Raw genomic sequence first — 13820 nt, forward strand, 5'->3', positions numbered from 1 at the left:
CCCTTTATTTAGGTTTATTAATAAAAAGGCTTAGTAAGCCAACTGTGCGCCCTAAGTATTCGGTAAAAGCTTCTTTTCTTTCTGAAGTAGTAATTACGTTTATTAAACGTATTTTAGAAAGTAATGTACTAATCATGTACCATTTAATAACATTCTTAAATCCAGGATTAGGATGCATCACTCTCCATACATACCAGCCATTACGTGTTACCATTTTTCCATACTTAAATCGATTAGGTCTGCCTGAAGCTGCATGATAGTGCCCTAAATTTGCACCTGTATGGACATACAACTTCCCTAATTTTGAAATTCTAAATGTATAGTCGGCATCTTCATAAAGACCATATCCTTCAAAATACTCTGAAAATTTATTTGCTTGTAATACACTAAGCGGAAAACTTGAGACTCCTCCCATTAACTGTTTTACTTCGTATATTTTTCCAGAAGGAGGTAAAAATCCAGTAGAGCGACCGTGACCAAATTTAGGCAAAACTCCAGGAACCGTATCTGCATCTAGGCCTAAACGCCTTCTTAGTTTAAAACGAGCACCTTCCGTTCTTCTATAACCATCATAATAAAAATGGTTTATATCGCTAGGGTTTTCATTATTAACTTGTTCCCAAATCACCTCATTATCTATATGTCCACCTACGCCCAAAGCTTCAGGATATTTTTGATAAACATCAAGAATTCGTTCAAAATAGGTATGTCTTAATATCGTATCGTCATCTAGAAAGCACACGATATCCATAGATGGGTCTACACGATCTATTCCGTAATTACGTTGTTTTGTGAGTCCTCTTGAGTCTTCAGCCACCTTATAATATAGGAGATTTTCTATTTCGCTTTCGCGAAAGCGAACGCCCGTCTCATCATCTGTACTTCCATCGATTATTAATATTTCGTCGGGATACATAGTCTGCTCTACCACTGATGCTAGCAAGATAGCAAGTGGCTCAGGACGCATGTAAGTACAAATAATTAGAGAAAATTTCAATTTAAAGTATTGATTTAAGATGATTATATAGGCTGTAAAAAAAACGATCTCGCACTAAATAGTTTTGATACAAATTACGATTAGATTCTTGTAACTTAATGAAAGAATCTTGATTGTATTTTTTGTGAAAAGTGCTCAAAGCATTTATCAGGTTTTCATCACGATACACGATACACACATGTTCATGCCACTTTATTATATGTTCTAGCGGCAATTGACAATCTGTATCTACTAAAACAGGAATACGACCAGATGCCAGAGATTCATAAAATCTCACAGAAAAATTACCTGCACCGCGTAAACAAAATGTGTAGGGCGACTTACTCAGATTCGTGTAAAATTCCTCTGTTGTGCGTGCCTTCTCTTCTTCCGTTTTTACGCCTGCTCTATATTTTGAACGGTAAATAAAATCTGTTTCTATAGACTCAGATTGCTCTAATTGTTTGAGATATTTAAATCGTTCTCTCGCCGCATTAAATAATACTTGCTTATCTGATTGATCTCTATTACACAATCTATACACATTAGCTTTTAATGTAGCTGCTGTGGCTCTTAGTACTTCTTTTAAACTCCCTGTCGCAAATCCCGTAAAAGAAATTTGAGGTCTCGCTGCATATGCTATAGCTTTATGGTTCATTCCTTTTCTTTGCAAAGGATCATCTATAAATGCAGGAATAATTATGGTATGCGTATCGTTAGATTTTTTAAAGCCAGCATTACGCCATACAATGATAGCATCATCATTAAAAGTTTTACCGTAGTCACCTCCTGTATAAACCATTAATTTTTTACCATTTTTGCGGGCTAAATTATACAAGTCCTTGAAGTGTGATTGATAACCTTTATTTTGAATGCTATTGTAATTAATAGGAAATAGAAATACATCTGCTATTTCCGGATTTGTTACTAGCGAGTAATGCGCCGTTACATCCTGATTAGTTTTTTCAAAATAATGCAAGTCAAATATGAGTGGATGTACTTCTCCTCTATTTTTAGGTATAAGAAGTGAGCTGTCTGTGTATATTTTAATCATAACCTAGCCGCCCATTTTTCACTTTGATTCCAAGCTTTTTTGAATCGCTTAAAGTGCTTGTAAGGATTTTTTGTGTTAAAGAAACCAAAACTCTTAAAGAACTGCATTATCTTATAACCTTGAAGTTGTTCTAATGTCAAGTTCTTTTTTCTAAAATACATAATTTGTGGAGAAGGCTTAGGCTGTACCGTCTCTTCTTTCCAAGGAAATACATGTGGATTTCTAAACCCTCCTACTGGAGCTTTAAGGTGTAGCATTTGGATTTGAGGCGCATAAATAACATCGTTACCTAAGTTGCGCACTTGCATACCATAGTCTAGGTCTTCTCCATAGCCATGTTCAAGTGCCATATCAAATGAGCATTTACTAAAAATTTCTCTATGCACTATAGAGCAACCAGAGCCAAAAGATTCCCATTGCTTATAAGCTTGCATGGTTTCCTTCTCATCTTTTTGAATACACGCAAAAGTTACACACCTCGCATTTGTTTTCTGAATGAAGTTCTCCACCTTATTCATAAAATCTGTTTTTATGCGTACATCATCGTCAAAGAATAACAGCCAAGGCGAATTACTAAGGGCTATTCCTGCATTACGAGCACCACAAGCACCAGTTATATGGGTGAATTTATGAATGATTTTAAAGTTCCAATTTTCATTATTAAGATAAGCTAATTCTGAAATTTGGTTAGGGTCTGGATTTTGTTCTATAATAATTACTTGAGAAGGAGTTATTTTTTGGTTGTTCAAATCTTCTAAAACCTTTTTTAAATACTCTTTACGACCAATAGTTGGAATAATAACATCATAGTTAAGTGGGATACCATCTATAATTTCCAGAGACTGTTGCAAGGAAAGCATATCTAGAGATAAAGAACGTTTTTTATAAAATTGCGCTTTCGCGAAAGCGTACAAAGGAAACTTCTTCTCATAATAGAGATGGCATAACAATAAATGTATAGTCCACCTACGTTTATAATGCTGCTTTACAAATTTATACAATTGGCTTACACCAAAAGTTTCTGTTTTAACCGTAATGGGAAGTTGATAGTTGAGCACTCCCAAAGGTCTCGTAAGTTTCCCTAGTGAATTTAACCAATATAAATAGTCATTACTGCTAGATAGTTGGCATGACACTTGATTGAGCAAAGAAGCATGTACGAGAAACATAGCCGTCCCTTTTTTCCAAGTAGGAAATATGACCTCATCATTTGTGGGAATAAATGGTTTATCCTCTACATAACCAAAATCAGTATTGAGTGGGTTATATGATGAAATAATACTTGTTTTTGATATTATTCCTTGTGCTTGAGACAAGAAACGATCTCTATCCTTATGATCTTTATAGACAAGAAGAAATTCATCTGGATTTTCTATAGATAACACGTACAAGCTCGATACCAAGGGCTGTCCCTGGTAGGCACTGCTTGTTACTTTGTTACCGTCGTGTTCTATAAAAATCATATTTCTCGGTTAAGTACTTTTACCTTTGGAGCACCATTTACTCGCTTTTGCACAAAAGGCAAATCTCTAATGAATACCGTATTAAATTGTGTTTTATTATAAGAGTCAAGCGCTGTAAAATGTCTCTTAAATGGATTATAGTCATAAGCTTTGAAACCTAGATTTTCTAGAAACCCCACTATCTGTCTATCCTCTATTTTATAACGACTACCCGAGTCATTGAGCTCTACAATAATCATCTTTAAGGTGTGATTCTTCAAGACCTTTTCTGCTCCCTGTAATGCTGGCATTTCATATCCTTCTACATCTATTTTAAAGCATGCAATATCTCTATCATCTACAAGTGTATCTATGGTGGACACCTTCACCTGTATAGCATCAGGATGGTTAGACTGTACAACATGATTCATCACTGTATTTCTGCTAGAAAAATACAAGTTCCCTTCCTCTTTAGAAACTCCGTAAGGGTGCAGGTCAATGCTACTCTCTAACTTATTCAGTAAAATTAAGTCGTTAAATTTTTTACAAGTGGCGGGTATAGGCTCTACACTAATAGAATTAGCACCTAATGAACCTGATACTAAAAGGCTGTAATGTCCTAAATTTGCTCCTACATCAAGGAATGTATCTTCTTTTCTTAAAAAATGTAGTAAAAGTAAAGATTCCTTATACTCATATAGGCCATAGTATACATTACTTACTAATCCCGCATCTCCCTTTTCTAACTCTAATTGTAGCCCGTTAATCCACTTTTTAACAACTCCTTTTTTTATTATGAATGTTCCATTGAGAATAACATATCTACATAACGCAGCTAGCGGATTACTAGCTGTAAGAGGATGACTTTTCATCTCCTTATATCTTCTATTAATTTTTGACAGAGCCACTTTAATACTCATCCTCACACAACAGTTTATAGGTGTCCAGATTTTTGTGAACTAGTTTACTTATATCAAATTTGTTTTCTACGGATTTCCTTGCTGCCTGTGATATATTATTTACAAGAACATCATCATCAAATAATTTTGAGATTGTATCTACATATGCTTCAATATCATCTGGATGATGCATAAACCCATCCTTACCGTGTTCAATAAGATCTTGAGCCCAACCTATACTTGTATTTACCACTACCTTTTGTAGCGCCATGGATTCTATGGTAACCATGCCCAGTGTTTCTGCTAAAGATGGAAACACACAAACATGTGCTTTTTCTATTTCGTTTTTAACTTGACTATAAGGTATTTTACCTAGGTATGTAATTGCTTTTTTGGCATCTGGCGACATTAATTTTTGCATAAGTTCCCAAGTAGAAACATTTCCTGTTTTTACATCGTTACTATCTGCACCTATAAAGTAAAGCGTTGCATCAGGATGCTTAACTATAATTTTATTGAACATCTCTATTAATTGAAATACTCCTTTCTTTCTAATAAGAGTACCTATATTTAAAAGTCGCTTGGAAGAAAAATCACCAGGATTGTTATTTTTAAATTGAGCTAATTCAAGTCCATGAGCAATTATTATCATTTTTAATAATGGTAAATTAAAAAGCCGCATACTCTCCTCTCCTGCGAAAGTAGTTGGAGCTATAAAGCCAATTGCTTTTTTGACTGCTTGTTTTTCAAAATAAGCATTTTTCTTCTTCTGCAAACGTCCTTCAATATGACAGAAATAAGTATCACTTCCGTGAAAACGTATCACCAACGGTTTCTTTAACTTCATAAATGCCGTGATCCCTGTCCAATCAGGAGCTTCTATAATATCTATGGTATCTGAGTACCGGTTCAAATAACGACTAATATGTTTTCGGTATAGAAAAAAACCTCCATACCCATAACTCTTCTGTTTTATGATATGAAAAGTTATCCCATCCTCGATAAACACCTCATCTGTTTTTTGACCGTAGATAAACAGACTCACAGCATGCCCTTCAGCAACGATAGCCGTTACAAGATTTTTTACACTCGTTCCCATTCCGCCAGAATTACCTAGTTTAGGGTGAGGGTACTCGGGTGTTAAATAGGCTATATGCATTAGTTTCTAAGGATATCGTCGGTTATTCTATGCGTAAATTTTTGTGCTCCTTCCATATTTAGATGACCACAATTAGCATAATTATCTTCTTGATCATCAAAAATATCAACGAAACTTTTCAATTGGGGATAATCAATCGTTAACGCTTCTATAAATTCATCTCTATTCAATGTATTCTTACAGTAAGGTGCCGTAAAAAGGACCACATTATCACCAGTAGCTAAAATCTCGTCTAAATCTGCATTACTTGAAGTAATTTCATATGGAAAGTGACCACTTATATCATTCCCCACACCCATTAAAGGATTAAAGCCTGAATGCATATCTACACTAGATTCTTTTTGAAAAACTTGCAAAAGCACCTCCCGAACACCGTTATACTTTTCATTGATAGCGTATCTAACAAATGGTAAATCATAAATTTTAGGAAGCGTCAAGCGCTTAGCTAGTTCTTTGGAAAATCTTTTGGATCTTACGAAAGGTGTTAATTGAGACACAAAAGCAGGTGAATTATTATTTATATTATGCATATAATCCACTTGTAATAATAGTTTGTCATAAGTCACTCTATTTAAGTTTAGCATTTGCATCATCACATTAGAATCGGCAATTGTCCCTCCTTGTATTCCTAAATTAATACAAGATTTTCCGGTTAATTGAGTAATCAAATTACAATCTATGTGGTTTTCTACTCGGGAGCTACCTAAAAAGACAAAATTTATATGTCTGTCCTTAAGATTAGCAACCAATTGTACTTTATTTCTTGGAATATCATTCTTAAAAGAAGCAGTATACCCAATATCTAATAGCACACTACTTATTACAAGCAATGCGCAAATTATTATTAGGTAAATTAACATCTTTTTCATCGTTTTCTTTATTCGCTTTTTAAAGTAAGCGAAGACCATCGTCTTCTAATTATATCCTCTGCTATTTTTTCTGAAAAATTCTTTGACCCCAATCTATTCAAGTGTAAACAGTCATTAAAATATTCTTGATTACTATCATATAAGGTCGCGTAGTTTATATATGAATCGAAGAGATTATTTAATGATAGCATAGCTTCTCTATTTTTGATTTCTTCACAAAAAGGAGCCGTAAAATAATTAAGATTTACATTAGTAGCACCTCTAGCCTTTTCATATAAATCTGAGTTGATGTTTCGTTCATAATTATCAGGTAAGGAAACGTTTATAAGCACACCTTCCCCATCTAATGGCTTGTATCCGCTTTTTGCATCTTTACCAAATAGTCCTGCAATAGGCACTAGTACTTTTCTTATACCAATTACTTTATCATTAATCATATACCTATAAAAAGGAATATCCCACAGTAATGCATTGCCTTGTTCATCTTTAAGATATTGATCTACCAGTTCTCTTCCCGTAAATGGTATTAGGTCAGCTTTAAAATGACTCCCTAACGAGAAATCATTATACTTATAATCAACCTGAAAAAAGGCATCCCTAATTGCATTATTATTACTTAGTAATACTTCAAATAGAAAAGCATCATTTTTTAAGGTAGAACCCATTGACCCCATATTCAGGCAAGATTTACCTGTCAATTTTGAAATGATACTGCAATCAATGTTATTTACTACTCGTGAGGAACCAAAAAAAACAATATCCCACTCTTGATTAGAATAACTGAAAGCTTTTTTTAATGGAGAATCTGTACTTGGTCTAGTAAGTAAAGATGAATATATTCTATCTAATCCTACCGCACTGATAAAAAGGATAGCTATAACAATTACAATATGTTTTAAAAATGAAATCATATTAAAACTGAAAATAAATAAAGTCGTTATGATTAGAATAAACACCGAGCGTGAGCAACATAAGGATAGCTATAACAATTACAATATGTTTTAAAAATGAAATCATATTAAAACTGAAAATAAATAAAGTCGTTATGATTAGAATAAACACCGAGCGTGAGCAACATTAGGATAACAGCTGTAAGCTTTACCCATTTAAATCTTCCTTGAAATGGATGTTCTTCAGTTCTATTAAACCATTCTATACTTATTAAAATACCTAAGATTACAATCATCTCTACATTATATCGCTCTATGTTTAAGTACTCTAATGTAAAGGTCATATCTGTAAAAATCCTTTCTATATAAGCAAACGCAGTACTTACAGAACTTGCTCTAAAGAATATCCAAGCAAAGCAGACAAGTATAAAAGTAAACAGCATTTGACCTAGTTCCTTGAAGTTGGGTAGTAATCGATTTGTAGCAACTTGATCTAGGTTCTTCCTATTAACATTAAATAACAATACTGGAATAAAAAATAAGGAATGAAGCGCTCCCCAAAAGATAAAAGTCCAATTTGCTCCGTGCCAGAATCCGCTAACAATGAAAATGATTAATACATTGCGAAGTTGGTTAGCCTTGGATCCTCTCGAACCTCCTAATGGGATATAAAGATAATCTCGGAACCAAGTAGATAAAGAAATATGCCATCTCCTCCAGAACTCAGCAATATCTCTTGAGAAGTACGGGTAATTAAAATTACGCATAAGGTCAAAACCTAATAAACGCGCTGAGCCAATTGCAATGTTTGAATACCCCGCAAAATCCCCGTAAATCTGGAAAGCAAAGTAAAAAGCTCCCAATAATAGACTGAGGGAGTTCATACTCTCGTAGTTGTCAAATATTGCATTCACATAAGGAGCACAACTATCGGCGATTACAACTTTTTGAAACAAACCCCAGATTATAAGATTAATACCTGAGATTGCTTTTTCCTCATCAAAAGCTCGCTTCTCTGCAAACTGCGGAAGTAGGTTAGATGCCCTTTCTATAGGACCCGCCACGAGCTGTGGAAAAAATGCTACATACGCAGCAAAATTTATAAAATCAGGAGTCGCTGTTAGCTTCTTACGATATACATCTATCGTATAACTTAATGTTTGAAATGTATAAAATGAAATGCCCACAGGTAAGATAATTTGTAGGGTACTAGTGTGCATCGTTATGCCTATTGCATTGAAAGCTTCTACCCAACTATCAACAAAGAAATTATAGTATTTAAAAAAGCCTAGCAACCCTAAATTCACAGTTAAAGAGATGCCGAGAAGCAGCTTTCTATTTTTCTTAGAATCACTATTTTGGATTTTTAATCCTACCATATAATCTACAAGTGTGCTGAAGGCTATAAGCGCGAGAAATCTCCAATCCCACCATCCATAAAACACATAGCTTACTAAGAGAATAAAAAAGTTTTGCCCCTTCAGACTTTTTTTGAGACCAAACCAATAGACTACAAAGACTAATGGCAGAAAGACGAGATATTCTAATGAATTAAAAAGCATTTATTAATTAAGGTTATTAATGGTGTCTACTATCATAGAACTAACAATATAGCTCCCTTTCTTATTTAAATGAAATGTATCGTAAAAATGGTTCTTTTCGTCAAGATTAATTTTTTGTAAGTCAATAAAAGCAATATTGCTATTTTCAGTACAGAACTCACTTACTAAATTTTTAACTCGATGTGTAGCTCTTTCAGTTAGCCTCCATCTTCTCTCAGACTCCGGAAGCCACACTAAAACTACTTGAATATTTGCATCTAATTGATTCTTAATAAAACTTAAGGTAGTCGCTATTCCTTCTTCTTTTATAAAATTAGGCTTCTCTATGTGAGATGCTTCTATTCTAGCTAGGTTATAAGAATCTATCTGAAATGGCTTTTCAACTGGATAGAATCCATTATAATCAAGTGAGGGTAGATTATCGAAATTATCTAAAGCATATAGAAAAGCTCTTTTAAATAACCTGACGTCATAAGCATATTTCATCGTCCCCTGAGATTTCCAGTAGTTGTATTCTGGTTCATATTTTTTTATGATTTCTCTTACCTCTGGCACCTCTGAAACAGGTAAAATCTGTTCTCTAAATGGGATTTGTTTTAAAGTTGAAAAATGTGCTAAGTCAATATTCTGTATTAGTATTTTAGGCTTTTTATTATATGACAAGTACGTATTAAACTTATCTATCTGCAAATTATGAGGAGCAGCATCGAAGCTTAAATTGAAAGTCTCAAGCTGCAGTCCTTTAGTAAAAACCTCAGGGTCATATGACACTTTTCCTCGAGAACTACCTAGGATAATAACCTCAGCATTAATATCGCCACTTACTATTTGATTCCATTCCTCAAAGTACGTATGAGTCCCGCTCACTAATCCTTTATCTACTAGTTTACCTAACAATAGATTTGTAGCATAAGCCCCTATGACAATAATCAGTACATACTTAATAAAGACTTTCATATAATTTCCCTTATCCCTTCCCAAATACGCTCACTAGCTTTCTCAGGCTGTTCTGGTTTATTTACAATTCCAAACCACTTTTTTGTAATAGGAACTGGATTAAGACTACCATTAAGTAACCCTTTAATTCCATCATAAATCTCCTCTTTATTCATTGCCCAAGTGACACTTGTATCATAATCTGGCATCGAGCGGAAGTGAACATATTTATAGTTCTGTCCTATATCACGTATTCCTTTCTTAAGTTGTGGCTGCTCGTAATTGGGGTAAATAGTAGGCTTATTGTGAGCCACAAAGTCAAACACCATACTCGAGCATATGTTTACCACAAGCTCGCAGTGGTGACAAGTATTTACTAGTAAAGAAAAATCTTCTTTGGTAGGCATTACCTGATTCCATTGACTCCCCATAGGTTTCCATAAAGGATCTATAGGTGTTATGACATCACTATAGTTAGCCAAAACCTCATCATACCTACCCGAAAAATCAATAGGCACTTTTCTATATACAATAGCTACATCTTCACCTTCTTCTCTCAACTTACGCACAGCAATTGCCGTGTCTTCTAGATAATATTGATCCAGTGGTGACGTGGTTTGATCATCCCCAGAGAAGCAAATATATCGTGTCTCTTCACTAAGGTTATGCTCTAGACAAAATTGCTTTCGCGAAAGCAATAAATCCTTATCATAATGAGGCTCAAATTGTGGAGTCCCCGTTACAAATATCTGTTCTTCGCTCGTTTTTGGGTAATACTGTAAGAGCTGCTCCTTCATTAACTCAGACCATACAAAATAGTAATCTGTCTCTACAGTGGTCATTCCCTTAGGCAGGTTGTCCCAACTATAAATCCAACACGCAGTTTTAATTCCTAAGTCTTTTGCTGCTAGGATAGGTGCAATGGCCTGTGTAGCGCGCTGTGTGGTGCAAAAGACAATATCTGGACGGTGTTCTTCTAGTTGTGCTCTAAGCTCTTGGTAGCGAACAGTAGATCGTTCGGCGGCTTGCATTTGGTTCATTATTCGTTGCCATCCCTTTGGCGTAGCACTAAACGTTTCATGATACTTTACAAATGCACTTTTTAAGGCTTTCTTTAAACTATTCCACTGTAATGGAAAACGATAGGTAGGATAGACATGATCCTTTTCACGCTTTCGCGAAAGCGCAAGTTCTACTCTTTTTCTTGCGTGACTAAGTGTAGGCGTTTTAGGGTGAATCCTGGTGTTCTCAATCTTCACTTCATTATAACCCAATTCTTTTTCTAACGAAAATATGGTGTTATTCCAATACGTGATATCAAATCCTTGTGCCTCTCCTACTTCTTTGAACTTAGTAAAAGCAAAGTTGCGTAGGCCTACGCCATCTGGAAAAAGAATGAAAACTTTATTTTTTTTAATCATATTTCATATACAGCTACTTACTGTAATAAGGTTTTTTTTGGTTTTATTCTTTTGTCATTTCAACCAAAGGAGAAATCTCATTATCAAGCTCACGTAAAAAGCTCAAAATACATTGTTTACTCTTCTCTGTTTACTCTGATGAGATTTCTCGTCGCTTCGCTCTGTCGAAATGACGAGTTCTCCTATACTCACCCAGTGAGTTTTCATTTTGCCCTAGCCTTTGGTCATTTCGACCTAAGGAGAAATCACATTATCTAGCTCTCGCAAAAAGCTCAAATACTTGTTTACTCTTATCTGCTTACTCTGATGAGATTTCTCGTCGCTGCGCTCTGTCGAAATGACGAGTTCTGCTATACTCACTTAATGAGATTTCACTTTGCTCTAGCCTTTTGTCATTTCGACCTAAGGAGAAATCACATTATCAAGCTCACGTAAAAGCTCAAATACTTGTTTACTCTTCTCTGCTTACTCTTCTCTACTTACTCTGATGAGATTTCTCGTCGCTATGCTCTGTCGAAATGACGACTCCTAATTTTTGTTAGTTTGCCTTAAACAAAGACTCTTAATTTACCTTAAACCTTTCTATATTTCAACTTATCTCTTTGTACTTGCTCAATAGGTAAAATGTCCGTCGCTTTATAGTCCAATGCTTGATATACCGCCTTTAAATCTCTAGAAAGCTTTCTCATTCCTGCTGGTTCCAGTGATGCGCTGTGATCTGTACCTTTCCAAGTACGGTCTAGTGTATAGTGGCGTTCTACAATGTTTGCACCAAGTGTATAAGCAGCAACATCTACTGCAATACCTAGATGATGACCAGAAAACCCGATGTGCTTTACACGATCGCCATACTTCTCGATGAGCGTTTTAATATCTAGCAAACAAACATCTGGAAATGGTACTGGATATCCAGACGTACAGTTATAAAGTACTAGGTCTTTACCTCTGTTATGCTTTTCAAAAAACTGTACTAGCTCCTCTATCTCATCTCTTGTAGTCATCCCAGTGGAGCAGTGAATCTCCCCTTTGTAATTCTCACATAACCATCCTAGCATTTCGTAATGATTATTACAAGCACTAGGTATTTTTATAAACTCTGGATGAAGCCCTGCTATTTCCTTTGCACTCGTTGTATCCCAAACCGAAGTTGCATAGGTAATGCCTAATTCCTCACAATAAGCCTTAAGCTCTGCGTGCTGATTCACATCAAATTCTAAGAATTCTCTATGCGCTCCATAAGAGTCTCCATAAGAATTTACAGGATTAGGATGTGGTGCTTCATATTGTTCTTTAGTAAGAAGTTCTATGTTGTGTCGCTTCTGGAATTTTACGGCATCTACATTACAGAAGATAGCCGCTACTTTAATCATTTCCTTTGCGATTTCCATATCGCCTTTATGGTTTCCGCCTATTTCAGCAATTGTATAAGGCGTTTTGTAATTACTCATATCGGTTATTGTATTTTATAATAAAGTCACAGGCTTCGCGTATTGCTCCTTCTGCGCTATTGTTTTGTAATATAATATCTGCGTGATTCTTGATAGGCATTGTAGCATTTGCAGGGGTAAATGACCAACCTGCTGCACAAATATTTGCCATATCATTCACATCATCACCTATATAAGCTATGTTTGAAAATGATAGACCTCTATCTGTCGCAATTCTAGAAAGCAAGCTATACTTGTCCTTCACACCTAGATACACATCGTTTATTTTTAATTTCTTCATGCGGCTGGCTACTATTTGAGAATCCTCAGACGTCATCACCATTACCTCAACATTATATTGTCTCAAAATCTCAAGTCCCATACCATCGCGCATGTCAAACTTTTTCATGAGTTCGCCCTCTGCACCATAATAGATACAGCCATCTGTAAACACACCATCTACATCAAGTATAAGATGTGTAATTCGGTTACTTTGCTTCTTAGTTTTTAAACGAGCGGCTAGCAATTCCTCCACGATTTTCCAGTCGGTAAGCGTGTCTATCTCTGTAAGACTATCCTCTGGCATGTGTACCGTAGCTATTTTACCGCTAATTCTGTTTCCGCTTTCGCGAAAAGCGTCACGCCTTGTCACATAGCAAGCTCCATTCTCAATAAGTAACCCATCAAAATCTTGTCTACGCGGTCGGTTGAACACATCATAATTTTGAGGTGTGCCATCTGCATTCCAAGTGAATCGGTGTGTATTTACCACCGTAAGAGCCGAATCATTTTTCGTACCTGACGCTACTGTATCTAGGCACGCATTTATATCTTGAGAAGTGGTAAAAGGTGATGTTGCTTGGAGTAAACAAAGCACATCAAAATCTTCTTTTAAACCTGCTGCAAACTCCTGCATCCCCATTTCTGTAGAAGCAGTATCTGTAGCACTCTCGTCGCTACGTTGTACGGCTTTAACTTTATCTGTCCAGTGATATTCTTTTTCTACAAAAGCGATGATATCCTCATCGTCCGTATAAATATAGATAGTATCAAGACGTGAAGCAATCGCTTCACCCAGCACCCAGCAAAATAGCGGGCGACCGAGAAGTTTCTTTTTATTTTTACCTGGAATGCCTTTTGAGCCTTTACGCAGGGGTATAAAACCGATGCTTTTCATTGTGGTTG

General features: G+C 35.5%; 12 protein-coding genes. All 12 read right to left on the reverse strand.

The window, feature by feature from the left end; genetic code table 11:
• Positions 1-4 precede the first annotated feature (4 nt).
• The 12 genes from ACJJVW_RS02460 to ACJJVW_RS02515 all read right to left on the reverse strand — a co-directional run bounded on the left by ACJJVW_RS02460 (position 5) and on the right by ACJJVW_RS02515 (position 13812).
• Positions 5-997, reverse strand: a complete 993-nt coding sequence (locus ACJJVW_RS02460; protein WP_405250644.1) for a glycosyltransferase family 2 protein — start codon at positions 995-997, stop codon at positions 5-7.
• A gap of 1 nt (position 998) precedes the next feature.
• Positions 999-2030, reverse strand: coding sequence for an exostosin family protein (locus tag ACJJVW_RS02465; RefSeq protein WP_405250645.1), 1032 nt, complete (start codon positions 2028-2030; stop codon positions 999-1001).
• Entirely contained in the window at positions 2027-3493 is a 1467-nt protein-coding gene (locus ACJJVW_RS02470; protein ID WP_405250646.1) for a glycosyltransferase family 2 protein, read from the reverse strand. Before ACJJVW_RS02470 ends, ACJJVW_RS02465 begins: the two co-directional genes overlap by 4 nt.
• Positions 3490-4344, reverse strand: coding sequence for an FkbM family methyltransferase (locus tag ACJJVW_RS02475; RefSeq protein ID WP_405250647.1), 855 nt, complete (start codon positions 4342-4344; stop codon positions 3490-3492). The genes ACJJVW_RS02470 and ACJJVW_RS02475 overlap by 4 nt, the downstream gene beginning before the upstream one ends.
• A gap of 37 nt (positions 4345-4381) precedes the next feature.
• Positions 4382-5530: a glycosyltransferase family 4 protein gene (locus tag ACJJVW_RS02480; protein ID WP_405250648.1), complete on the reverse strand. Its 1149-nt coding sequence runs from the start codon at positions 5528-5530 to the stop codon at positions 4382-4384.
• Positions 5530-6399, reverse strand: a complete 870-nt coding sequence (locus ACJJVW_RS02485) for a hypothetical protein (protein WP_405250649.1) — start codon at positions 6397-6399, stop codon at positions 5530-5532. Before ACJJVW_RS02485 ends, ACJJVW_RS02480 begins: the two co-directional genes overlap by 1 nt.
• Positions 6400-6407: 8 nt before the next feature.
• Positions 6408-7310, reverse strand: a complete 903-nt coding sequence (locus ACJJVW_RS02490) for a hypothetical protein (RefSeq protein ID WP_405250650.1) — start codon at positions 7308-7310, stop codon at positions 6408-6410.
• Positions 7311-7417: 107 nt separating this feature from the next.
• Positions 7418-8851 carry an MBOAT family O-acyltransferase gene (locus ACJJVW_RS02495; RefSeq protein ID WP_405250651.1) on the reverse strand — a complete coding sequence of 478 codons (1434 nt, stop codon included), beginning with the start codon at positions 8849-8851 and terminating at the stop codon, positions 7418-7420.
• 3 nt (positions 8852-8854) lie between these two features.
• Positions 8855-9808 (reverse strand): hypothetical protein, encoded by a 954-nt coding sequence (locus tag ACJJVW_RS02500; RefSeq protein ID WP_405250652.1) that lies wholly within the window; start codon positions 9806-9808, stop codon positions 8855-8857.
• Positions 9805-11208 carry a UDP-glycosyltransferase gene (locus tag ACJJVW_RS02505; protein ID WP_405250653.1) on the reverse strand — a complete coding sequence of 468 codons (1404 nt, stop codon included), beginning with the start codon at positions 11206-11208 and terminating at the stop codon, positions 9805-9807. Before ACJJVW_RS02505 ends, ACJJVW_RS02500 begins: the two co-directional genes overlap by 4 nt.
• A 572-nt stretch (positions 11209-11780) precedes the next feature.
• Positions 11781-12656: an N-acetylneuraminate synthase family protein gene (locus ACJJVW_RS02510; RefSeq protein ID WP_405250654.1), complete on the reverse strand. Its 876-nt coding sequence runs from the start codon at positions 12654-12656 to the stop codon at positions 11781-11783.
• Complete coding sequence (locus ACJJVW_RS02515; RefSeq protein ID WP_405250655.1) at positions 12649-13812, reverse strand: cytidylyltransferase domain-containing protein; 1164 nt, start codon at positions 13810-13812, stop codon at positions 12649-12651. The genes ACJJVW_RS02510 and ACJJVW_RS02515 overlap by 8 nt, the downstream gene beginning before the upstream one ends.
• Positions 13813-13820 lie beyond the last annotated feature (8 nt).

This window comes from Dokdonia sp. Asnod3-C12 (genome assembly GCF_045063975.1).
GTDB lineage: Bacteria > Bacteroidota > Bacteroidia > Flavobacteriales > Flavobacteriaceae > Dokdonia.

Coding starts and splice junctions, on each gene's coding strand:
- ACJJVW_RS02500 (WP_405250652.1), bottom strand. CDS start 9,808: ATGAAAGTCTTTATTAAGTATGTACTGATTATTGTCATAGGGGCTTAT.
- ACJJVW_RS02485 (WP_405250649.1), bottom strand. CDS start 6,399: ATGAAAAAGATGTTAATTTACCTAATAATAATTTGCGCATTGCTTGTA.
- ACJJVW_RS02505 (WP_405250653.1), bottom strand. CDS start 11,208: ATGATTAAAAAAAATAAAGTTTTCATTCTTTTTCCAGATGGCGTAGGC.
- ACJJVW_RS02475 (WP_405250647.1), bottom strand. CDS start 4,344: ATGAAAAGTCATCCTCTTACAGCTAGTAATCCGCTAGCTGCGTTATGT.
- ACJJVW_RS02470 (WP_405250646.1), bottom strand. CDS start 3,493: ATGATTTTTATAGAACACGACGGTAACAAAGTAACAAGCAGTGCCTAC.
- ACJJVW_RS02495 (WP_405250651.1), bottom strand. CDS start 8,851: ATGCTTTTTAATTCATTAGAATATCTCGTCTTTCTGCCATTAGTCTTT.
- ACJJVW_RS02480 (WP_405250648.1), bottom strand. CDS start 5,530: ATGCATATAGCCTATTTAACACCCGAGTACCCTCACCCTAAACTAGGT.
- ACJJVW_RS02510 (WP_405250654.1), bottom strand. CDS start 12,656: ATGAGTAATTACAAAACGCCTTATACAATTGCTGAAATAGGCGGAAAC.
- ACJJVW_RS02515 (WP_405250655.1), bottom strand. CDS start 13,812: ATGAAAAGCATCGGTTTTATACCCCTGCGTAAAGGCTCAAAAGGCATT.
- ACJJVW_RS02490 (WP_405250650.1), bottom strand. CDS start 7,310: ATGATTTCATTTTTAAAACATATTGTAATTGTTATAGCTATCCTTTTT.
- ACJJVW_RS02465 (WP_405250645.1), bottom strand. CDS start 2,030: ATGATTAAAATATACACAGACAGCTCACTTCTTATACCTAAAAATAGA.